The 16586-nt window shown below is 28.0% G+C and carries 17 protein-coding genes; 16 read left to right on the top strand and 1 reads right to left on the bottom strand.

Going from position 1 to position 16586, the window contains the following annotated elements:
• Nucleotides 1-78: 78 nt before the first annotated feature.
• The 12 genes from AABJ49_RS00650 to AABJ49_RS00595 all read left to right on the top strand — a co-directional run bounded on the left by AABJ49_RS00650 (nucleotide 79) and on the right by AABJ49_RS00595 (nucleotide 8903).
• Nucleotides 79-645 (top strand): AraC family transcriptional regulator, encoded by a 567-nt coding sequence (locus AABJ49_RS00650; protein ID WP_338375148.1) that lies wholly within the window; start codon nucleotides 79-81, stop codon nucleotides 643-645.
• 6 nt (nucleotides 646-651) lie between these two features.
• Complete coding sequence (locus AABJ49_RS00645) at nucleotides 652-1098, top strand: response regulator (protein WP_338375145.1); 447 nt, start codon at nucleotides 652-654, stop codon at nucleotides 1096-1098.
• Nucleotides 1098-3311, top strand: a complete 2214-nt coding sequence (locus tag AABJ49_RS00640; RefSeq protein WP_338375142.1) for a PAS domain-containing protein — start codon at nucleotides 1098-1100, stop codon at nucleotides 3309-3311. The genes AABJ49_RS00645 and AABJ49_RS00640 overlap by 1 nt, the downstream gene beginning before the upstream one ends.
• Nucleotides 3312-3357: 46 nt before the next feature.
• Nucleotides 3358-4425: an endonuclease/exonuclease/phosphatase family protein gene (locus tag AABJ49_RS00635; RefSeq protein ID WP_338375140.1), complete on the top strand. Its 1068-nt coding sequence runs from the start codon at nucleotides 3358-3360 to the stop codon at nucleotides 4423-4425.
• 154 nt (nucleotides 4426-4579) lie between these two features.
• On the top strand, nucleotides 4580-5092 hold the full coding sequence (locus AABJ49_RS00630) for a hypothetical protein (RefSeq protein WP_338375137.1): 513 nt from the start codon (nucleotides 4580-4582) through the stop codon (nucleotides 5090-5092).
• Nucleotides 5093-5101: 9 nt separating this feature from the next.
• Nucleotides 5102-6073, top strand: a complete 972-nt coding sequence (locus AABJ49_RS00625) for a YihY/virulence factor BrkB family protein (RefSeq protein WP_338375135.1) — start codon at nucleotides 5102-5104, stop codon at nucleotides 6071-6073.
• A gap of 191 nt (nucleotides 6074-6264) precedes the next feature.
• Complete coding sequence (locus tag AABJ49_RS00620) at nucleotides 6265-6918, top strand: porin family protein (protein WP_338375132.1); 654 nt, start codon at nucleotides 6265-6267, stop codon at nucleotides 6916-6918.
• Nucleotides 6919-6945: 27 nt separating this feature from the next.
• The gene (locus AABJ49_RS00615) at nucleotides 6946-7098 is read left to right on the top strand and encodes a lmo0937 family membrane protein (protein WP_338375130.1); all 153 of its coding nucleotides are present in this window, start codon (nucleotides 6946-6948) and stop codon (nucleotides 7096-7098) included.
• Between the two features lie 34 nt (nucleotides 7099-7132).
• Nucleotides 7133-7405 carry a YtxH domain-containing protein gene (locus AABJ49_RS00610; RefSeq protein ID WP_338375127.1) on the top strand — a complete coding sequence of 91 codons (273 nt, stop codon included), beginning with the start codon at nucleotides 7133-7135 and terminating at the stop codon, nucleotides 7403-7405.
• A 3-nt stretch (nucleotides 7406-7408) separates the two neighbouring features.
• Nucleotides 7409-7798 (top strand): hypothetical protein, encoded by a 390-nt coding sequence (locus AABJ49_RS00605; RefSeq protein WP_338375125.1) that lies wholly within the window; start codon nucleotides 7409-7411, stop codon nucleotides 7796-7798.
• A complete protein-coding gene (locus tag AABJ49_RS00600; RefSeq protein WP_338375122.1) occupies nucleotides 7785-8129 on the top strand; it encodes a hypothetical protein in 345 nt (114 codons plus the stop codon). Before AABJ49_RS00605 ends, AABJ49_RS00600 begins: the two co-directional genes overlap by 14 nt.
• 111 nt (nucleotides 8130-8240) lie before the next feature.
• Nucleotides 8241-8903, top strand: coding sequence for a hypothetical protein (locus tag AABJ49_RS00595; protein WP_338375120.1), 663 nt, complete (start codon nucleotides 8241-8243; stop codon nucleotides 8901-8903).
• Nucleotides 8904-9009: 106 nt separating this feature from the next.
• On the opposite strand, the gene prfA is transcribed toward AABJ49_RS00595, so the two are convergent.
• Nucleotides 9010-10083 carry a peptide chain release factor 1 gene (gene prfA, locus AABJ49_RS00590; protein ID WP_338375117.1) on the bottom strand — a complete coding sequence of 358 codons (1074 nt, stop codon included), beginning with the start codon at nucleotides 10081-10083 and terminating at the stop codon, nucleotides 9010-9012.
• Between the two features lie 191 nt (nucleotides 10084-10274).
• Here prfA and AABJ49_RS00585 point away from each other — a divergent pair, with 191 nt between their 5' ends.
• The 4 genes from AABJ49_RS00585 (at nucleotide 10275) to AABJ49_RS00570 (ending at nucleotide 16586) form a co-directional block, all read left to right on the top strand.
• Nucleotides 10275-11495: a DUF4856 domain-containing protein gene (locus tag AABJ49_RS00585; protein ID WP_338375115.1), complete on the top strand. Its 1221-nt coding sequence runs from the start codon at nucleotides 10275-10277 to the stop codon at nucleotides 11493-11495.
• Nucleotides 11496-11687: 192 nt separating this feature from the next.
• Nucleotides 11688-12803: an imelysin family protein gene (locus AABJ49_RS00580; protein WP_338375113.1), complete on the top strand. Its 1116-nt coding sequence runs from the start codon at nucleotides 11688-11690 to the stop codon at nucleotides 12801-12803.
• 2 nt (nucleotides 12804-12805) lie between these two features.
• Nucleotides 12806-14170, top strand: a complete 1365-nt coding sequence (locus tag AABJ49_RS00575; RefSeq protein ID WP_338375111.1) for an HTTM domain-containing protein — start codon at nucleotides 12806-12808, stop codon at nucleotides 14168-14170.
• The gene (locus AABJ49_RS00570) at nucleotides 14103-16586 is read left to right on the top strand and encodes a TonB-dependent receptor (protein WP_338375109.1); all 2484 of its coding nucleotides are present in this window, start codon (nucleotides 14103-14105) and stop codon (nucleotides 16584-16586) included. The genes AABJ49_RS00575 and AABJ49_RS00570 overlap by 68 nt, the downstream gene beginning before the upstream one ends.

The raw sequence follows: 16586 nt of genomic DNA, 5'->3' as shown, positions 1-16586 counted from the left end.
GTTTCTTATGAAAGAATTGAGAATAAATAAGGAAAATATCATTAATTTTAAATAAATTTACGGATTAAAGTAATAGCTATGAAAGTATTTATAAAGTTTGATTTCAACTCAATTTGCAAAAAAGTTCTCGAAGAAAAATTAGAGGAACATCAAATAAAACACAAGGTTTTAGGCTTTGGAGAAATCGAATTTTTAGAAAAGGTTTCTAATGAAAGATTAAGTGAATTTAGCAATTCACTGAAGAATTATGGAATTGAAATCGTTGAAAATCAAAAATCCATTTTAATTCAAAAAATAAAAGACACCATTATTGATATGGTTTTTAATGAAGATTCTACAGTAAATGTAAAAAGTTCTGTTTATATCGCTGAGAAATTAGGTCATAGTTATGGCTATTTATCTAATCTTTTTTCAGAAGTTACCTATACTTCCATTGAAAATTTTATTATTATTCAAAAAATTGAATATACCAAACAACTTATTATAAGCAATCAGTTATCGTTGACCGAAATTGCTTTTAAATTAAATTATTCAAGTGTTGCTCATTTAAGCTCACAATTTAAAAACACAACCGGAATAACTCCATCTGCATTTCAACGAATTATTAAAAAGAGAAGAGAAATCACTACAAAAAACTTAAACTAAAAAATTATGCAAGAAGATTTTATCCTAATTACTTTGGCTGATGATGATGAAGATGATAGATTGTTTTTTACAGATGCTTTTGACGAGTTAAAAATAAATACCGTGGTTAACACAGTTAAAAACGGTCGTGAATTAATTAATTTTTTAGAACATTCAGATACAGTTTTGCCAAATATTATCTTTCTGGATTTAAATATGCCAATTTTAAATGGAATTGAATGTCTAAAAGAAATCAAACAAAATGATAAATTTAAAGATATTGCAATTGCCATTTACTCTACTTCATCCTCTGAAGAAGATATAGAAAACACCTTTGTTTTAGGAGCAAATATTTATATCAAAAAGCCAAGTAATTTCAACGATTTAAAGAAAATACTATCAGATGTTGTTACTATAAATTGGCAATATCACACTAATGGGTTAAACAAAGAAAATTTTTTACTTAGATTATAATGCCTCTAAAAGATATAAAACATAAGTCATCTTTATTACACAAAATTATTTTTACAATAAGTTTATTTGTAATACTCTTTCTTGGAGCTATTACATTTAAACATATCAATAATATTTCAAACTCTTCCAAATTATTGATGCATACTTATGAGGTTAATCTTGAACTAGAACGCTTATTTTCTTTTATAAAAGATTCTGAGAATAGCATGAGAGGTTATCTAATATCTAAAGACACGCTGTATTTAGAACCTTACAGAAAGGCAACAAAAAACGTAAATAACACTTTTTTATCATTAAAAACTTTAATAAGTGATAATCAAGAACAACAAGATAATCTTCAAGACCTTTTTAAAATAGTCAATAAAAGGTATGAATACATGAAAGAATATGCTGAACAAAGCAGAGGAGTCAATATCACGAATAATAGTGCTTTTAAAAAAAATTTTAGAGAAAGTAGTAAATTGTTAGTTGATACTAGAGATAAACTAAATGAAATGGTAGCTCTAGAAGAAAGTTATCTTAGAGCACGAAATTCAGAATATAACAATCAAGTTTATTTTACACCAATTCTTACACTAACTATACTCTTAATTACTTTAGCGTTGTTAATTTATGCTTATAATCAAACCACAAGAGATGTAGACAAACTTCAAGCTGCAAATACAAAATTAAAAAAATCTCAATTTCTAAGTTATCAAGGTGAAATTCTTTCTGAATTTGGAACATGGGAATGGAATTTAAACACCAATGTTATTATTTATTCTGATAACTTATATAGAATACTTGGAACTGAACCACAATCGTTTGAAGCTGGACAAGAAAATTTTATGAAATTTGTGCATGAAGAAGACTATCAAATTGTTAATGATATTTTTGACAAAATTTTAAAAGATGAAAGTCTTCCCTATTCCTATTTTAGAATAACTAGAAAAGATGGTCAAATTCGATACTTAAGATCTACTGGAAAATTATTTATTGACGATTTGGGTAATAAAACAGTTTTAGGTGTAACAATAGATATTACTGACGACCATATTAAAAATGAATTATTAATAACTAGTAATGAAGATTTAATTAAAGTAAATAAAGAATTAAAAATATTTGATGAATCAAGTAGACAAGCTGAGATTCTAGGACAATATGGAAGTTGGGTTTTAAGTTATGATACTTTTGAATTTACTTATTCAGATAATAAATTTAGGTTATTAGGTTGTGAGCCTCAATCGTTCAATCCTTCTATAGAAAAATTATTAGAGTTTGTTCATCCTGAAGATAAACATATTGTGATAGAAGCCAATGAAAGTGCTCTAAATACAAAGGAAATCCCAAATATGAATTATCGTATCATTAGAAAAGATGGTGCAATTAGACATTTTAGTACAATAGCAAAGTCTTTTAAGGATGTTAGCGGAACAGAAAGTATGATTGGTACAACTCAAGATGTTACTGAAGATTATAACAAAAGTGAGCAATTAAGAAATAGAAATAAAGAATTAGAACAAAATATAAAGGAATTAAGTGAGTTTAATCACGTGGCTAGTCATGATTTACAAGAACCTCTTCGTAAAATTCAAACTTTTATTTCAAGGATTAATGATAAAGAAAAAGATAATTTATCTGAATTTGGTATCGAATATTTAGGTAGAATTGAAAAAGCATCCAATAGAATGCGTGTTTTAATTAATGATTTATTACAATATTCAAGAACAAATAGAACTGAAAAAATATTTGAAAAAATTGATTTAAATGAACAATTAACAAACAGTTTATTAGAATTATCTCAAAATATAGAAGACAAAAAAGCAATCATCAATCATTCTAAACTACCTGTAATTAATGGAATAAGCTTTCAAACGCAACAATTATTTACTAATTTATTGAGTAATTCCTTAAAATATGCAAAAGAAGATGTTGCTCCTGTGATTGACATTTCTTGTACCGAAACAATAGCTAGAAACGAATCAAAATTAAAAGACAATACTTCAAAAAAATACTATAAAATAGAATTTACAGACAATGGAATTGGTTTTGATCAAGAAAATGCTGAAAAGATATTTTTATTATTTAATCGTCTTCATGGAAAGACAGAATATCAAGGAACTGGAGTTGGTTTAGCAATTTGTAAAAAAATTGTTGAAACACACGATGGACATATTTTTGCAACTAGTAAATTAGGAGATGGAACAACCTTCACTGTTTATTTTCCAGCTTAAATAATAAGAGTATAAAACCAAATATACTAAACTAAATATTTTACTTATGTGGTTTATTATTATATCTTCTCTGTTATTATTGTTTAGTATATTGCCTTATACTAATTTATCTAATTGGTTCTTCAAAATTTCTGAATATGGCAAAATTCAAATAGTCACTCTTCAAGTAACTTTTTTATTGTTGAGTTTCTTTTTATTAGATAAAGAATCCTGGTTAATAACTGTACTTCAATTTGCAACTATAATTTTTATCTTCATTCACCTATCAGCACTCTATAAATTCACATCGTTTTATAAAACTTCACAAAAGAAACATTTTGAAAATTCTTCAGAGAAGATTTCATTAATATCTGCTAATGTTTATAAAGACAATAATGACTTTAATCTTTTTAAAAACTTAATAAATAAGTACAAACCAAATCTTTTCTTAACTATTGAATCTGATAAGAAATGGCAAGAGTCATTGAATGAATTTGATAAAGAATATCCTTTCAGTATTAAAATTCCTTTAGAAAACACATATGGAATGCATTTTTATTCTAAAATTACCATTTTAGATTATAAAGTGCATTATTTTGTTGCAGATGATATCCCAAGTATAGAAGCCAAATTGCAGACAGAAGATGGTTACATTTTTACCTTTTTTGGTGTTCATCCACCACCACCGAGTCCTACTGAAGAAGATAATTCAAAAGAAAGAGATGGAGAATTATTAAGTGTAGCAAAAAGAGTTAAAAATAACGCAGATACTTGTATAATTGTTGGTGATTTTAATAATGTTGCTTGGGCAAAATCATCTATACTATTCAGAAAAACCAGTAAAACAATAGATGGTAGAATAGGAAAAGGCTTTATTTCAACTTATCATGCCAAATATTTTTTCATGAGATTTCCTATTGATTTAATTTTTCACACGGCTGATATTTTTATGGAAGAATTAAAAAAATTAGAATATTTTGGTTCAGATCATTTTCCTATTTATTCAAAATTCATAATCAATAAAGATAAATCTAAACAAAGTAAACATATTGAAAATCTTAAAGGTGATGAAGCTGAAGAAGTTGAAAAATTAATTGAAGAAGGTAAAAAAGAAAATAGTGAAAATAGAAAATAAAACTGTTCCTAAACACTCGTTTTCAAGGAATATTACATGGAAATTATGTAAGATTGCTTATTAATGTTATAACATAATTAATTGTTTTTATTACGTAATTTGTAATAAAAATTACGCGATGTTAAAACTCCCAAGTCTTAAATTATTATCCTATATGTGCGTACTTGTGATTATTCTTTTTGCATCTTGTTTAAAAAAAGATAAATCATTAAGTAATATCAATGTACATCCTTTAAATCAAAAATCAATAAACATTGAATCTAAAATAAATTTTAACAGTGTAGCTTTTTTAAATGAAACTAATAAAAAAATTATTGATATAGCTTCTATTGCATTTAACAATTCCAAAAAGTTAAATGAATCTCAAATAATTCTAAAAATTAAAAAAGACCACCAGAAAATCCAAAACGATTTAAAAAAAATTACGGATGAAAATTTAATCATTATTCCAGAACCTATTTATGATTTAAACTTAAATCAAAATTTTTTACAAGGAATTAACTCAAGTTACTATTTAATTTCATTATTAGAAAAGGAAATTAAAAATCAGATACAATTATTTGACACTATTGAAAAAACATCAAAAGATATAGAATTCAAGAATTTTGCTGATAAGTCTAAAGATATTTTAATTAGTAATAATGAATTGTTAGATGATCTTTTATAAATTCACATTATGAGTGCTACAAAAGAATATTTCGTTTCATTATTTCAGGTAATTAGAAATGCTTTCAATGGTTTTTTAGAACATAAAGTTTTGAAAATGAGTGGTGCATTAGCATACACTACTATGTTTTCATTAGGACCTTTACTATTAGTTATTTTATTTTTATCTGATATTTTTTTAGGAAGAGAAGCAATAGAAGGTACGATTTACGGACAAATTAAAAATTTTGTCGGACCATCAAGTGCCAATCAAATTCAAGACATTATTGAAAATTTAAGCTTATCTAATGAAGGTACTATTGCTGGAATTATTGGAGTAGTTACCTTACTTATTGGAGCAACATCTGTTTTTGCAGAAATTCAAGATTCTATAAACACAATTTGGGGAATCAAACCGAAGAAAAAATCAGGATTTTGGTTGTTTATAAAATCGCGATTATTGTCTTTTGGTGTTATTGGTAGTTTTGGTTTTATTCTTTTGGTTTCTTTAGGTGTTTCAACCATAATGGACGTTCTAAGTGATCGATTCTTTTCCCAATTCTCAGATTCTGCTTTTTATTTAGTATATATTGCCAATAATATAATTACGTTTAGTATTATCTCTTTATTATTTGGAGCAATTTTCACCATCTTACCTGATGCAGAAATAAAATGGAGACAGGTTCCAACTGCGATATTATTTATGATTGGGAAATTTTTAATTTCTTTTTACATATCCAATTCAAATATTCAAGATGTTTATGGAGCTGCTGGTTCATTTGTAATATTAATGGTTTGGGTATATTATTCTTCAGTAATATTATATTTTGGAGCTGAATTTGCAAAAAGTTATGCAATAAAGTTTTCGAATCCTATTAAACCTTCAAAATTTGCAGATTTTATTCACGATGTCGAAATCGTTTCCAATGAAAAAAACCTACATAATATTGATAAAGAACTAAACACAATAAAAAAAAAACTCTCTGATCAAGGCTTCAAATAGTAATTCATAGATTACATTTCAAAAGACTCTTCATTTATAATGGAGAGTCTTTTTTTAGTTTAATTTTATAAATATAACACTAAATGGAAATTCTATAAAACATCGAAAATATCTTATAACGAAATAGCTCCTAACCTGTTGCATCTTTGTAATGTAGAAAAGAAAAAAAATATTAAACTAAATCTATTACTATGAAAAACAGAATTCAATTATTTTCGGCTATTATTTTTTGTTTAGGAGCAACATTTGCAAATGTTCAAGCTCAAACAAATGATACAGGAAACGCACAAGTTGGTGTAAAAGGTGGTGTAAACTTTTCAAATATGTACACAGAAGATGTTGATGATAATAATGTATTAACAAGTTTTAATGCAGGTTTTTATGCATCAGTTCCGCTAACTAGTTCATTAGCCTTTCAACCTGAGTTTTTATATTCTAGAAAAGGTGCAGAACTTGAATATGATAACGCTTTTGTAAGTGGAAAAGCTAAGTTTAAATTAAATTATATTGAAGTGCCATTATTATTAAAAGTCAATTTGACTGATAATATAAATATTCACGCTGGTCCTTACTTTGCTTATTTAATTGATGCTCAAGTAACGAATGAAAATAGCGATGGAGATGTCAATTTTGAAGAAGATATTGATAATGATGATTTCAACAAATTTGATGTAGGACTTTCTGCTGGTTTAGGGTTCGACTTTAATTCAATAGGAATTGGAGCACGTTATAACTACGGTCTTTCTACTGTAGGAAAAGAAAGAGATTTTGCTGGAACAACTTATACTTTTCCTGATGGAAAAAACAGCAACATTAGTCTTTATGTAGCGTTTAAATTAAATTAATTAGTAACCTTTAAAAAAATAGAAATCATGCAAAATTTATTATACCTAATTGCAGTTATCTTAGTGATATTTTGGGCCTTAGGGTTCTTCGTTTACAGTGCAAGTGGATTAATTCATATCTTATTAGTAATAGCCGTAATTGCAATTTTATTAAGATTGATTAGAGGAAAAGGAGTATAAAAACAAATAAAAATAATTAAAAAAATAAAAAATTATGAAAACAAGTAAAACAATAATTGGAGTATTAAGCGGAGTTGCAGTTGGTGCAGCATTAGGAATTTTGTTTGCTCCAGACAAAGGATCAAAAACTAGAAAAAAAATCGCTGACAAGAGCAATTCAGCTAAAGACAGCTTAAAAGATAGCTTCAGCGAGTTTTTAGACACCGTTTCTGAAAAATACAACACATTAGTTAGCAAAGGGGAAAGCTTGCTAGAAGAAGGAAAAGAAGAAGCAGTTAACGCAAAAAAACAAATTACTAAATCATAGAAAATGGATAATATTGCAACAAACTTTGAAAAGTTATATGAAAAAGCCAAAGAGTATACTGAAACAAGTTTAGAACTCTATAGGTTAAATGCAATTGATAAAACTGCTGATGTAGTTTCATCATTATTTGCAAGATTAGCTTTATTAATGGTTGTTGCAATGTTTTCTTTATTGATAAACATAGCCTTAAGTCTTTACATTGGAAAGCTTTTAGATGAAATGTATCTAGGATTTTTAATTGTATCTGGTTTTTATTTAATAGTCGCAATTATACTATTTTTATTTAGCGATAAACTATTAAAAATTCCTTTGACCAATTTAGTAATTGCAAAATTATTACACCCAAAAGTTAAAAATACAAATCCAAATATTTCAAACGATGAGATCTTATAAGAACCAAAATGAAGAATTAGATATTGCAATCGAACTTTTAGAACGTAAAAGAGCATTGAAATTTGAAGAATTAAAATATCAATTAAATGCTACTTATGAAAGTATTAAGCCTATCAATATTCTGAATCAAACATTAATTGATTTTAAAGAATCTCCTGGAGTTAAATCAAATTTACTTCAATCTGCAGTTAGTCTTGCAGGTGGTTTTTTTTCAAAGAGACTTCTTTTGGGAAAATCACATTCAATGTTTAAGAAAATATTGGGATATGTTTTACAATATGGAGTAACCAATTTTATTGCAAAAAAAGTTGACTCTTCAAAAAAACATTAAAATAAAAAATTAAATAATGTAAGTTAATTGTATAAGATATAACCAAAATTATATAACAGCTAAAACATTCAGACTAAATAAATTTACTAAATAATTTAAAACTCTAAAAAAATGAAAAATTTAAAATTAACATTAGGATTAGTTGCTTTCGCAGCAATGTTTACATCTTGTAAAGATGAAAATCAAGAAATGGCCCAAAAATCAGTAGATTCTTATGAAAACTATGTCGATTCAATCAGTAATGTTGCTGAAGCTGAAGCTGCTGCTAATTGGGATGCAATTGAAGCTGATTACCAAAGAATGAAAACTGATGCCGAATCTTCATTAGCTTCAGCTAAAGATAAAGATGCATTACAAAAAGACTTAGACAATGCATCTATGAAATACGATGAGTATAAAGTAAAAATAGTTACTGAAAAACAAAGAATGGATGGAGAAAATTCTAAAATGGTTATGTATAAATCATTCTTTGGTGACTCTTATGTAAATGATGACATGAAATTTATGTGGGTAAACAAAGACAACATCGCAAGTGTTTATGAAAATTTTTACAACACTGTAGAAGCTAATAAAGACAATTATTCAAGAGAAGATTGGGATGAAATTAAGTTAACTTATGAAGCTCTAGATACTAGAAAAAATACAGTTGAAAAAGAAGGTTTATCTGGAGAAGACAATAGAAAAATTGCAGGAATTAAAGTAAAATTTGCACCAATGTATACTGTAAACAGAATTGGTTCAAAATCTGAAGAGAATGCAGATGCAAAAAAATAATTGTTAGTTTAACAGTTATGTATGTTAGTTTGGCAAATGCCTTACTTTCGGGGAAAAAAACAGCGAGAATTATCTCGCTGTTTTTGATTTATATATAAGTCTTAAATTAAAAGACTTCTGACTCTTTTAATTTTTCAGTATTACTTACCAATTGTAATTCACTTACGATTTTTTGAATATCACCATTCATAATATTTCCTAAATCGTATAAGGTTAAACCAATTCTATGATCTGTTACACGACCTTGAGCATAATTATATGTTCTAATTTTTGCTGAACGGTCACCACTACTCACTTGTGATGTACGTTTTGTAGCATCTTCTGCTTCCTTCTTAGCTAATTCCATTTCATATAAACGAGAACGTAAAACATTTAATGCTTTATCCTTGTTCTTATGTTGCGATTTTTGATCTTGACATTGAGCCACCAAACCAGTTGGAATATGCGTTAAACGAACAGCAGATTTTGTAGTATTCACTGATTGACCTCCAGGACCAGACGAACAGAAAAAATCCACACGAACATCATTCATGTCTATTTGAACATCAAATTCTTCAGCTTCTGGTAAAACCATTACTGTTGCAGCAGAAGTATGCACACGACCTTGAGTTTCTGTTTGAGGAACACGTTGCACACGATGCACACCAGCTTCAAACTTCAGAGTTCCATAAACATCTTCTCCAGTAACTTCAAAAATAACCTCTTTGAAACCACCAGATGTTCCTTCATTCATATCAACAACAGAAGTTCTCCATCCTCTATTTTCGCAATATTTTGTATACATTCTGAACAAATCACCTGCAAAAATTGATGCTTCATCACCACCAGTTCCTGCACGAATCTCTACCATCACATTTTTAGCATCTTCTGGGTCTTTAGGAATCAACATAAATTTGATTTCTTCTTCCAATTGAGGCAAACGTTCTTTAGCTTCATCTAATTGCATTTTAGCCATTTCAACCATTTCGGCATCAGAGCCATCAGCAATTATCTCATTAGCTTCATCTATATTTCCTGTTATATTGATTAATTCTTCACGTTTTTCCATCAAGTCTTTTAAACCTTTGTATTCTTGGTTTAATTGAACATAACGCTTTTGATCGGCAATAACATCAGGTTGAATAATCAAATCTGATATCTCATCGAAACGTTGTTTTACATATTGAAGTCTTTCTAACATTGTAGCACTTTTATTTAGGAGTGCAAAGTTAATGAAAAAAACGATTAGTTGTTATTCTTAAAATTATTGATTTTTATTAACTCTAAATCAATAGCTTATAAATTTTATTTAAAATAAGTCTAAATAAATTTTGTCAATTAAAAACGACCTGTTATTTTTGCGTCGTTATTTTAATTAAATCCAAATAAGTAATGAATTCTAAAAAACAATTTTTAGCTTTAGTAGCTTTATCTACTTTTTTTATATCATGTTCTAATGATGATGATTCAAATCCTTCAACACAAACATATGATATCCCTGAAACTTATACCTTTGAAAGAAACAATTTAACTTCAGTTGATTATTCCGGACAAAATGCTAGAATCTTAATGTTACAAGAGATGGGTGACTATTATAAAACTCAAGGAACTGCTGGAATTGCTATAGATGCAACTGTTTTAAACAATATGTACTCTAACACAGGAAATCCGTTTTCAAGTGCAGATTTAAACAGCTCTGGAAAACAATTAAAAGATAAAACTGCTGCTTCTGTTGACTATTTTGACTTATTATTTGGTGGTGGAACTACTGCAGAACAAGTTAGTGTAAGAGCATTTTTTGAAACTCAATTTACAGAAGGAGTTAATGCAAGTCAAGGTAATAATGCTTCTGCTGGTGTAGCTGGAAAATATTTAGATGGATCTTCAGTGCGATTATTTGCAGCTAATGGATTAGAACCTCAACAAGTTTTGTTAAAAGGAATGATGGGTGCTTCATTTATGGATCAAATTGTAAACACTTATTTAAGTGTAAATAAATTAGATGCTGGAACTAATTTTATAGACAATACCAACAAAATTGTAGAATCAGGCAAAAACTATACTACAATGGAACACAATTGGGATGAAGCTTATGGCTACATTTATGGAGCTGATGATGCAGCAAATAATTCTTATAAATTCTGGTCAAGTTATATCAATCAAGTAAATGCTGATTCAGATTTTAATACTGTAAGAGCTGATATTGATTTAGCATTTAGAAAAGGTAGAGCTGCAATTGTTGCTAACGATTACACAACTCGTGATGAACAAATTGCAATCATAAAAGAAAAAATCGCTATCGTTCCTGCTGTAAGAGCAGTGTATTATTTACAAGATGGAAAAGCTAAATTAGTTACTGATAATGGTGCAAAAGCTTTTCATGCATTATCAGAAGCATACGGTTTTATCATGTCATTAAGATATACAAACAAACCTGGAACCAACAATCCTTATTTCTCAAAAGTAGAAGTTGATACTATGCTAAATACTTTAATAAGTGGACCAAACGGCTTATGGGATATTGATAACATCTCTCCTAAATTGGATGCTATCTCAACTCAAATTGCAACGAGATTTGGATTTACAGTAGCTCAAGCAGCAACAGTAAACTAATTATTTATAAAAAACATTAAATTTACCTCAATAATTGAAAAGTTATTGAGGTTCTTTTTATAATTAGAATAACATTTAATTTAAAAGTTCCGTAAAGGCTTACAATTGTTGATAAAATTATTTTAAATTTATTTAGAATAAATATAGATAAGAATAAAAACATTTGTATTTTTGCAAAAATAAATTTTAAAAATGAAGAAAATATTTTTATTTATCAGTCTAATTTCACTTATGTATGCTTGTTCTTCAAGTGACAATAGTGATGATTCAATTACAGATAATTATGATAGAACTGCAATGTTAACGCATTGGGCAGACAACATTATAATTCCAAGCTATGAAAATTATGATGATACAATGCAAACTTTATCTTATGATGTTATCAATTTCACTACTACTCCAACAGAAGCAAATCTACAAACAGTTAGATCTTCTTGGATTAATGCTTACAAAGCGTATCAAAAAGTGACTTTATTTTATGTTGGAAAAGCAACAGAAATAAACTTCAAAGAAACTACAAATACTTATCCTACAGATGCAACTGCAATTGAAAATAATATTGCTTCAGGAAGTTATAATTTAGATTTATTATCTCAATACTCTAAACAAGGTCTTCCTGCTTTAGATTACCTTATAAATGGTTTAGGTTCTACAGATGCTGATATTCTTACATTTTATACTTCAAACACAAATGCAAATAAATACAAACAATATTTATTAGATGTAACGAATAAACTGAAAGCAAATAGTAATTCTGTAGTTGCAGATTGGAATTCATCTTATAGAAACACTTTCATTTCTAGCAATGGAAACACAGTGAGTAGTTCGGTAAATGTAATAACCAATTTGTTTGTTAAAAACTTAGAAAAAGATATTAGAAGTGGTAAAATCGGAATTCCTGCTGGAGTATTTTCTAGCGGAACATTATTTCCAGAAAAAGTTGAAGCTTTTTATAAAAAAGACATTTCAAAAGAATTATTAAACACAGCAATTCAAGCTCAACAAGATTTCTTTAATGGAAAAAACTTCAACAGTTCTTCAACTGGTCCAAGTTTAAAATCATATTTAGATTATGTTAATGCAGTGAGAAGTGACCAAAATCTTAGTGATGTTATAAACAATCAATTTACAAGTAGCTATACTGTAAATAACCTTTTGGATAACAACTTTTCTTATCAGGTTTCAACTGACAATTCAAAAATGCTTAATGCTTATGATGTTTTGCAACAAAACGTAGTTTACATTAAACTTGACATGATGCAAGCCTTAAACATCACTATTGATTACGTAGATAGTGATGGTGATTAATCATGATACAAAAACTGAATACATATTTTAATGCATACACATCAACCGCAACGCTAGCTTTTTACAGGTTAGCGTTTGGTTTAATGATGCTTTTCAGTTTAATTCGATTTGCAGTTTTAGGCTGGATTGAAAAACTGTATATTTTACCTACAAATCGTTTTACTTATTACGGTTTCGAATGGATTCCTAGATTAGGAAACTATACTTACCTCCTATTTTTAATTACGGCAATAGCTGCTTTTTGTGTTGCTATTGGATATAAATACAGAATAGCAATAATCACATTTTTTCTTTGTTTTACTTATATCGAGCTTTTAGACAAAACTACTTATCTAAATCATTATTATTTTATTTCAATAGTAAGTTTTGTGTTTATATTTCTACCAGCAAATGCTTATTTTTCAGTTGATGCTAAACAAAATCCAAAAATACGCTTTCAATATGTTCCTAAATGGAATGTTGATATTCTTAAAATTTTAATTGCCATAGTATATTTTTATGCAGGTTTAGCTAAAATAAATTCTGATTGGCTAATTGAAGCAATGCCTTTAAAAATTTGGTTACCAACAAATACTGAATTACCTTTTATAAAAACACTCTTAAATCAAAATTGGGTGCATTATGCTTTTAGTTGGACTGGAATGCTTTATGATTTATCAATTCCTTTTTTATTACTTTATAAACCCACTCGTAAATTTGCATTTGTTTTAGTAGTATTATTTCATGTTTTGACACGAATGTTATTTCCAATTGGTGTTTTTCCTTTTGTAATGATTGTAAGTTCTCTAGTGTTTTTTGAACCTTCATTTCATGAAAATATATTGAAAAAAATTGCATCATTTTTCAAAATTAATTTCGAACGTTTTAATAATGCTTTGCAATTTGAAAGCTCAAAACTTGCTTCAAAATTAACTAAAGCTATTTTAATACTATTTATTGTTTTTCAATTAGTATTTCCTTTTAGGTATATGTTATATCCAAATGAATTATTCTGGACAGAAGAAGGCTTCCGATTCTCTTGGCGAGTAATGTTGATGGAAAAAGCAGGCTACATTCAATTTAAAGTAGTTGATCCTAAAACCCAAAAAGAAATTAGAGTTAATAATACTCAATTCTTAACAGCTTTTCAAGAAAAACAAATGGCTTTTCAACCAGATTTTATTTTAGAATATGCTCATATTTTGAAAGATTATTATGAAAAACAAGGTGTTGTAAACCCACGAATATATGTCGAAAGTTACGTTGCTCTTAACGGAAGATTAAGTCAAAAATACATTGATCCTAACGTAAATTTAGCCAATGAAAAAGAATCATTTAAACCTAAAAACTGGATTTTACCATTTAACGATGAAATTAAAGGCCTTTAAAATATTAGTACTAATTCTAATTAGCTACACTGTTACTGCTCAAGAAAAAATATCTGGTTTTGTTGAAGATGAAAATCAACAAAAATTGGCTAACATTAACATTTACAATAAAACCAACAATCAAAGTACAATCTCTGATGAATCAGGCAACTACACCATCGAAATCATAAATAAAATTGACAATCAACTTGTTTTTTATAATGAAGATTTTATTGTTTTAGAAGTAGTTTTTTCGAACTCAAGTAAAAATTATAATGTCCAACTGAAAAAAATTAATCTGTTAAACGAAATAGTTTTAATAGCTCAAAAAGATAAAATTTTTGCTCTAAACAGATTAAAAGACGTTGAAGAAACAGCCATTTATGCTGGTAAGAAAACTGAAGTTATTTCTGTAGAAAAATTAACTGCAAATAAATCAACCAATAATGCTCGTCAAATTTTTGGGCAAGTTGTTGGTTTAACTATTAATGAAAATTCAGATGGTGGATTGCAATTGAGTATTGGTGGTCGTGGATTAAATCCAAATAGAACATCAAACTTTAACACAAGACAAAATGGTTATGATATTAGTGCTGATGTTTTAGGTTATCCTGAAAGTTATTATGCAACTCCAACAGAAGCATTAGAAGAAGTTCAAATTATTCGTGGTGCTGCTTCTTTGCAATATGGAACACAATTTGGTGGTTTAGTGAATTTCAAACTAAAATCTCCAAGTAAAAAACCTATTGAAGTTCAAACTAGAAATACACTAGGATCTTTTGGTTTATTTACAAACTTTACTTCTTTGAGTGGAACAAAAGGTAAATTCAGTTATTATACTTTTTATAATTACAAAAAAGGAGATGGGTTTAGAGACAATTCCAAATTTGAAAGTAAAAATTATTTTGCCAATTTAAATTATCAATTTAACGAAAAAACTTCAGTGCATTTTGATTACACCTATTTTACTTACTTGGCACAACAAGCTGGTGGTTTAACTGACAAAATGTTTAATGAAGATATTTTTCAAAGCAACAGAAAACGAAATTGGTTTGAAGTCAATTGGAATTTATTTGCTTTACAATTAAAACATAAAGTAACAAAAAACAGTAATTTCTCCTTACAATTATTCGGATTAAATGCTGAAAGAAATGCTGTTGGTTATAGAGACAACCGAGTTTCTTCAAATGATGTTGAAGGCTCTGGTAGAGATTTAATTTTAGGTGATTTTGTAAATTGGGGTGCAGAAGCTCGATACTTAACAACATACAAAATCAATGATAACGAGAGTGCTTTTTTATTAGGTGCAAAATATTATCAAGCCAAAAACAACGGAATTCAAGGACCAGGAAGTTCAGGAAGTGATGCCAATTTCAATTTAGCAACAGATGAATTTCCAACTTATGCTAGCCAATCTGATTATGAATATCCTAACTTAAATCTTTCTGTATTTGGAGAGAATATGTTTAAATTATCTTCTAAGTTTTCAGTTACTCCAGGATTTAGATTTGAAAAAATTAAAACGCAAGCCATTGGTTCTTATCGAAGAATCAATGAGGATTTTGCCGGAAACATAATATTAGATGTTCAAGAAACTGAAAACAACATAAAAGACAGAAACTTTGTTTTATTAGGTGTTGGATTAAGTTATAAAGCCAAAAATAATACGGAATTATACGGAAACGTTTCGCAAAATTATAGATCGGTTACTTTCAATGATATCAGAACCGTTACACCTAGTCAGGTAATTGCATCAGACATTACAGATGAAAAAGGATTTACTGCTGATTTAGGATTTAGAGGTCAAATTAGAAAAGTAATTTCTTTTGACGGAAGTGTCTTTGCTTTATATTATAATGATAAAATTGGAGAATATCAAGGCTTAAACCCAAATGGTGCTGCTGCTGTCGTTCGAATTAGAGATAATGTCGGAACAGCTTTTAATTATGGAATTGAAACATTTATCGATTGGAATATCAGTCAAACTTTTTTTCAATCAAATGAAAATTTCAAATGGACTGTTTTCACAAATACAGCTGTTACAGATTCTGAATATTTAAAATCTGACATTCCAAACATTAAAGGAAATAAAGTAGAATTTGTACCTAATTTGAATGTCAAAACTGGAATGAATTTAGGTTATAAGAACTTTTTGTCTAACATTCAGTTTACGCATTTGTCTGAACAGTTTACTAATGCTAATAATTCACCAACCGATGAAACTGAGAATACTTACGGTATTTTTGGACAAATTCCTTCTTATTTTGTTTTTGATTTTTCGGCTTCTTACAAGTTCAAAAATTTTAAATTAGAAGCTGGAGTAAATAATTTTACTAACGAAAAATATTTCACTAGAAGAGCAACTGGTTATCCTGGACCAGGAATTATTCCTTCAGAAACCAGAAGTTTTTACACAACCTTAGAATTAAATTTTTAA

Source organism: uncultured Flavobacterium sp. (assembly GCF_963922255.1).
Classification (GTDB): Bacteria; Bacteroidota; Bacteroidia; order Flavobacteriales; family Flavobacteriaceae; genus Flavobacterium.
This window is presented reverse-complemented; position numbering and strand designations above follow the sequence as displayed.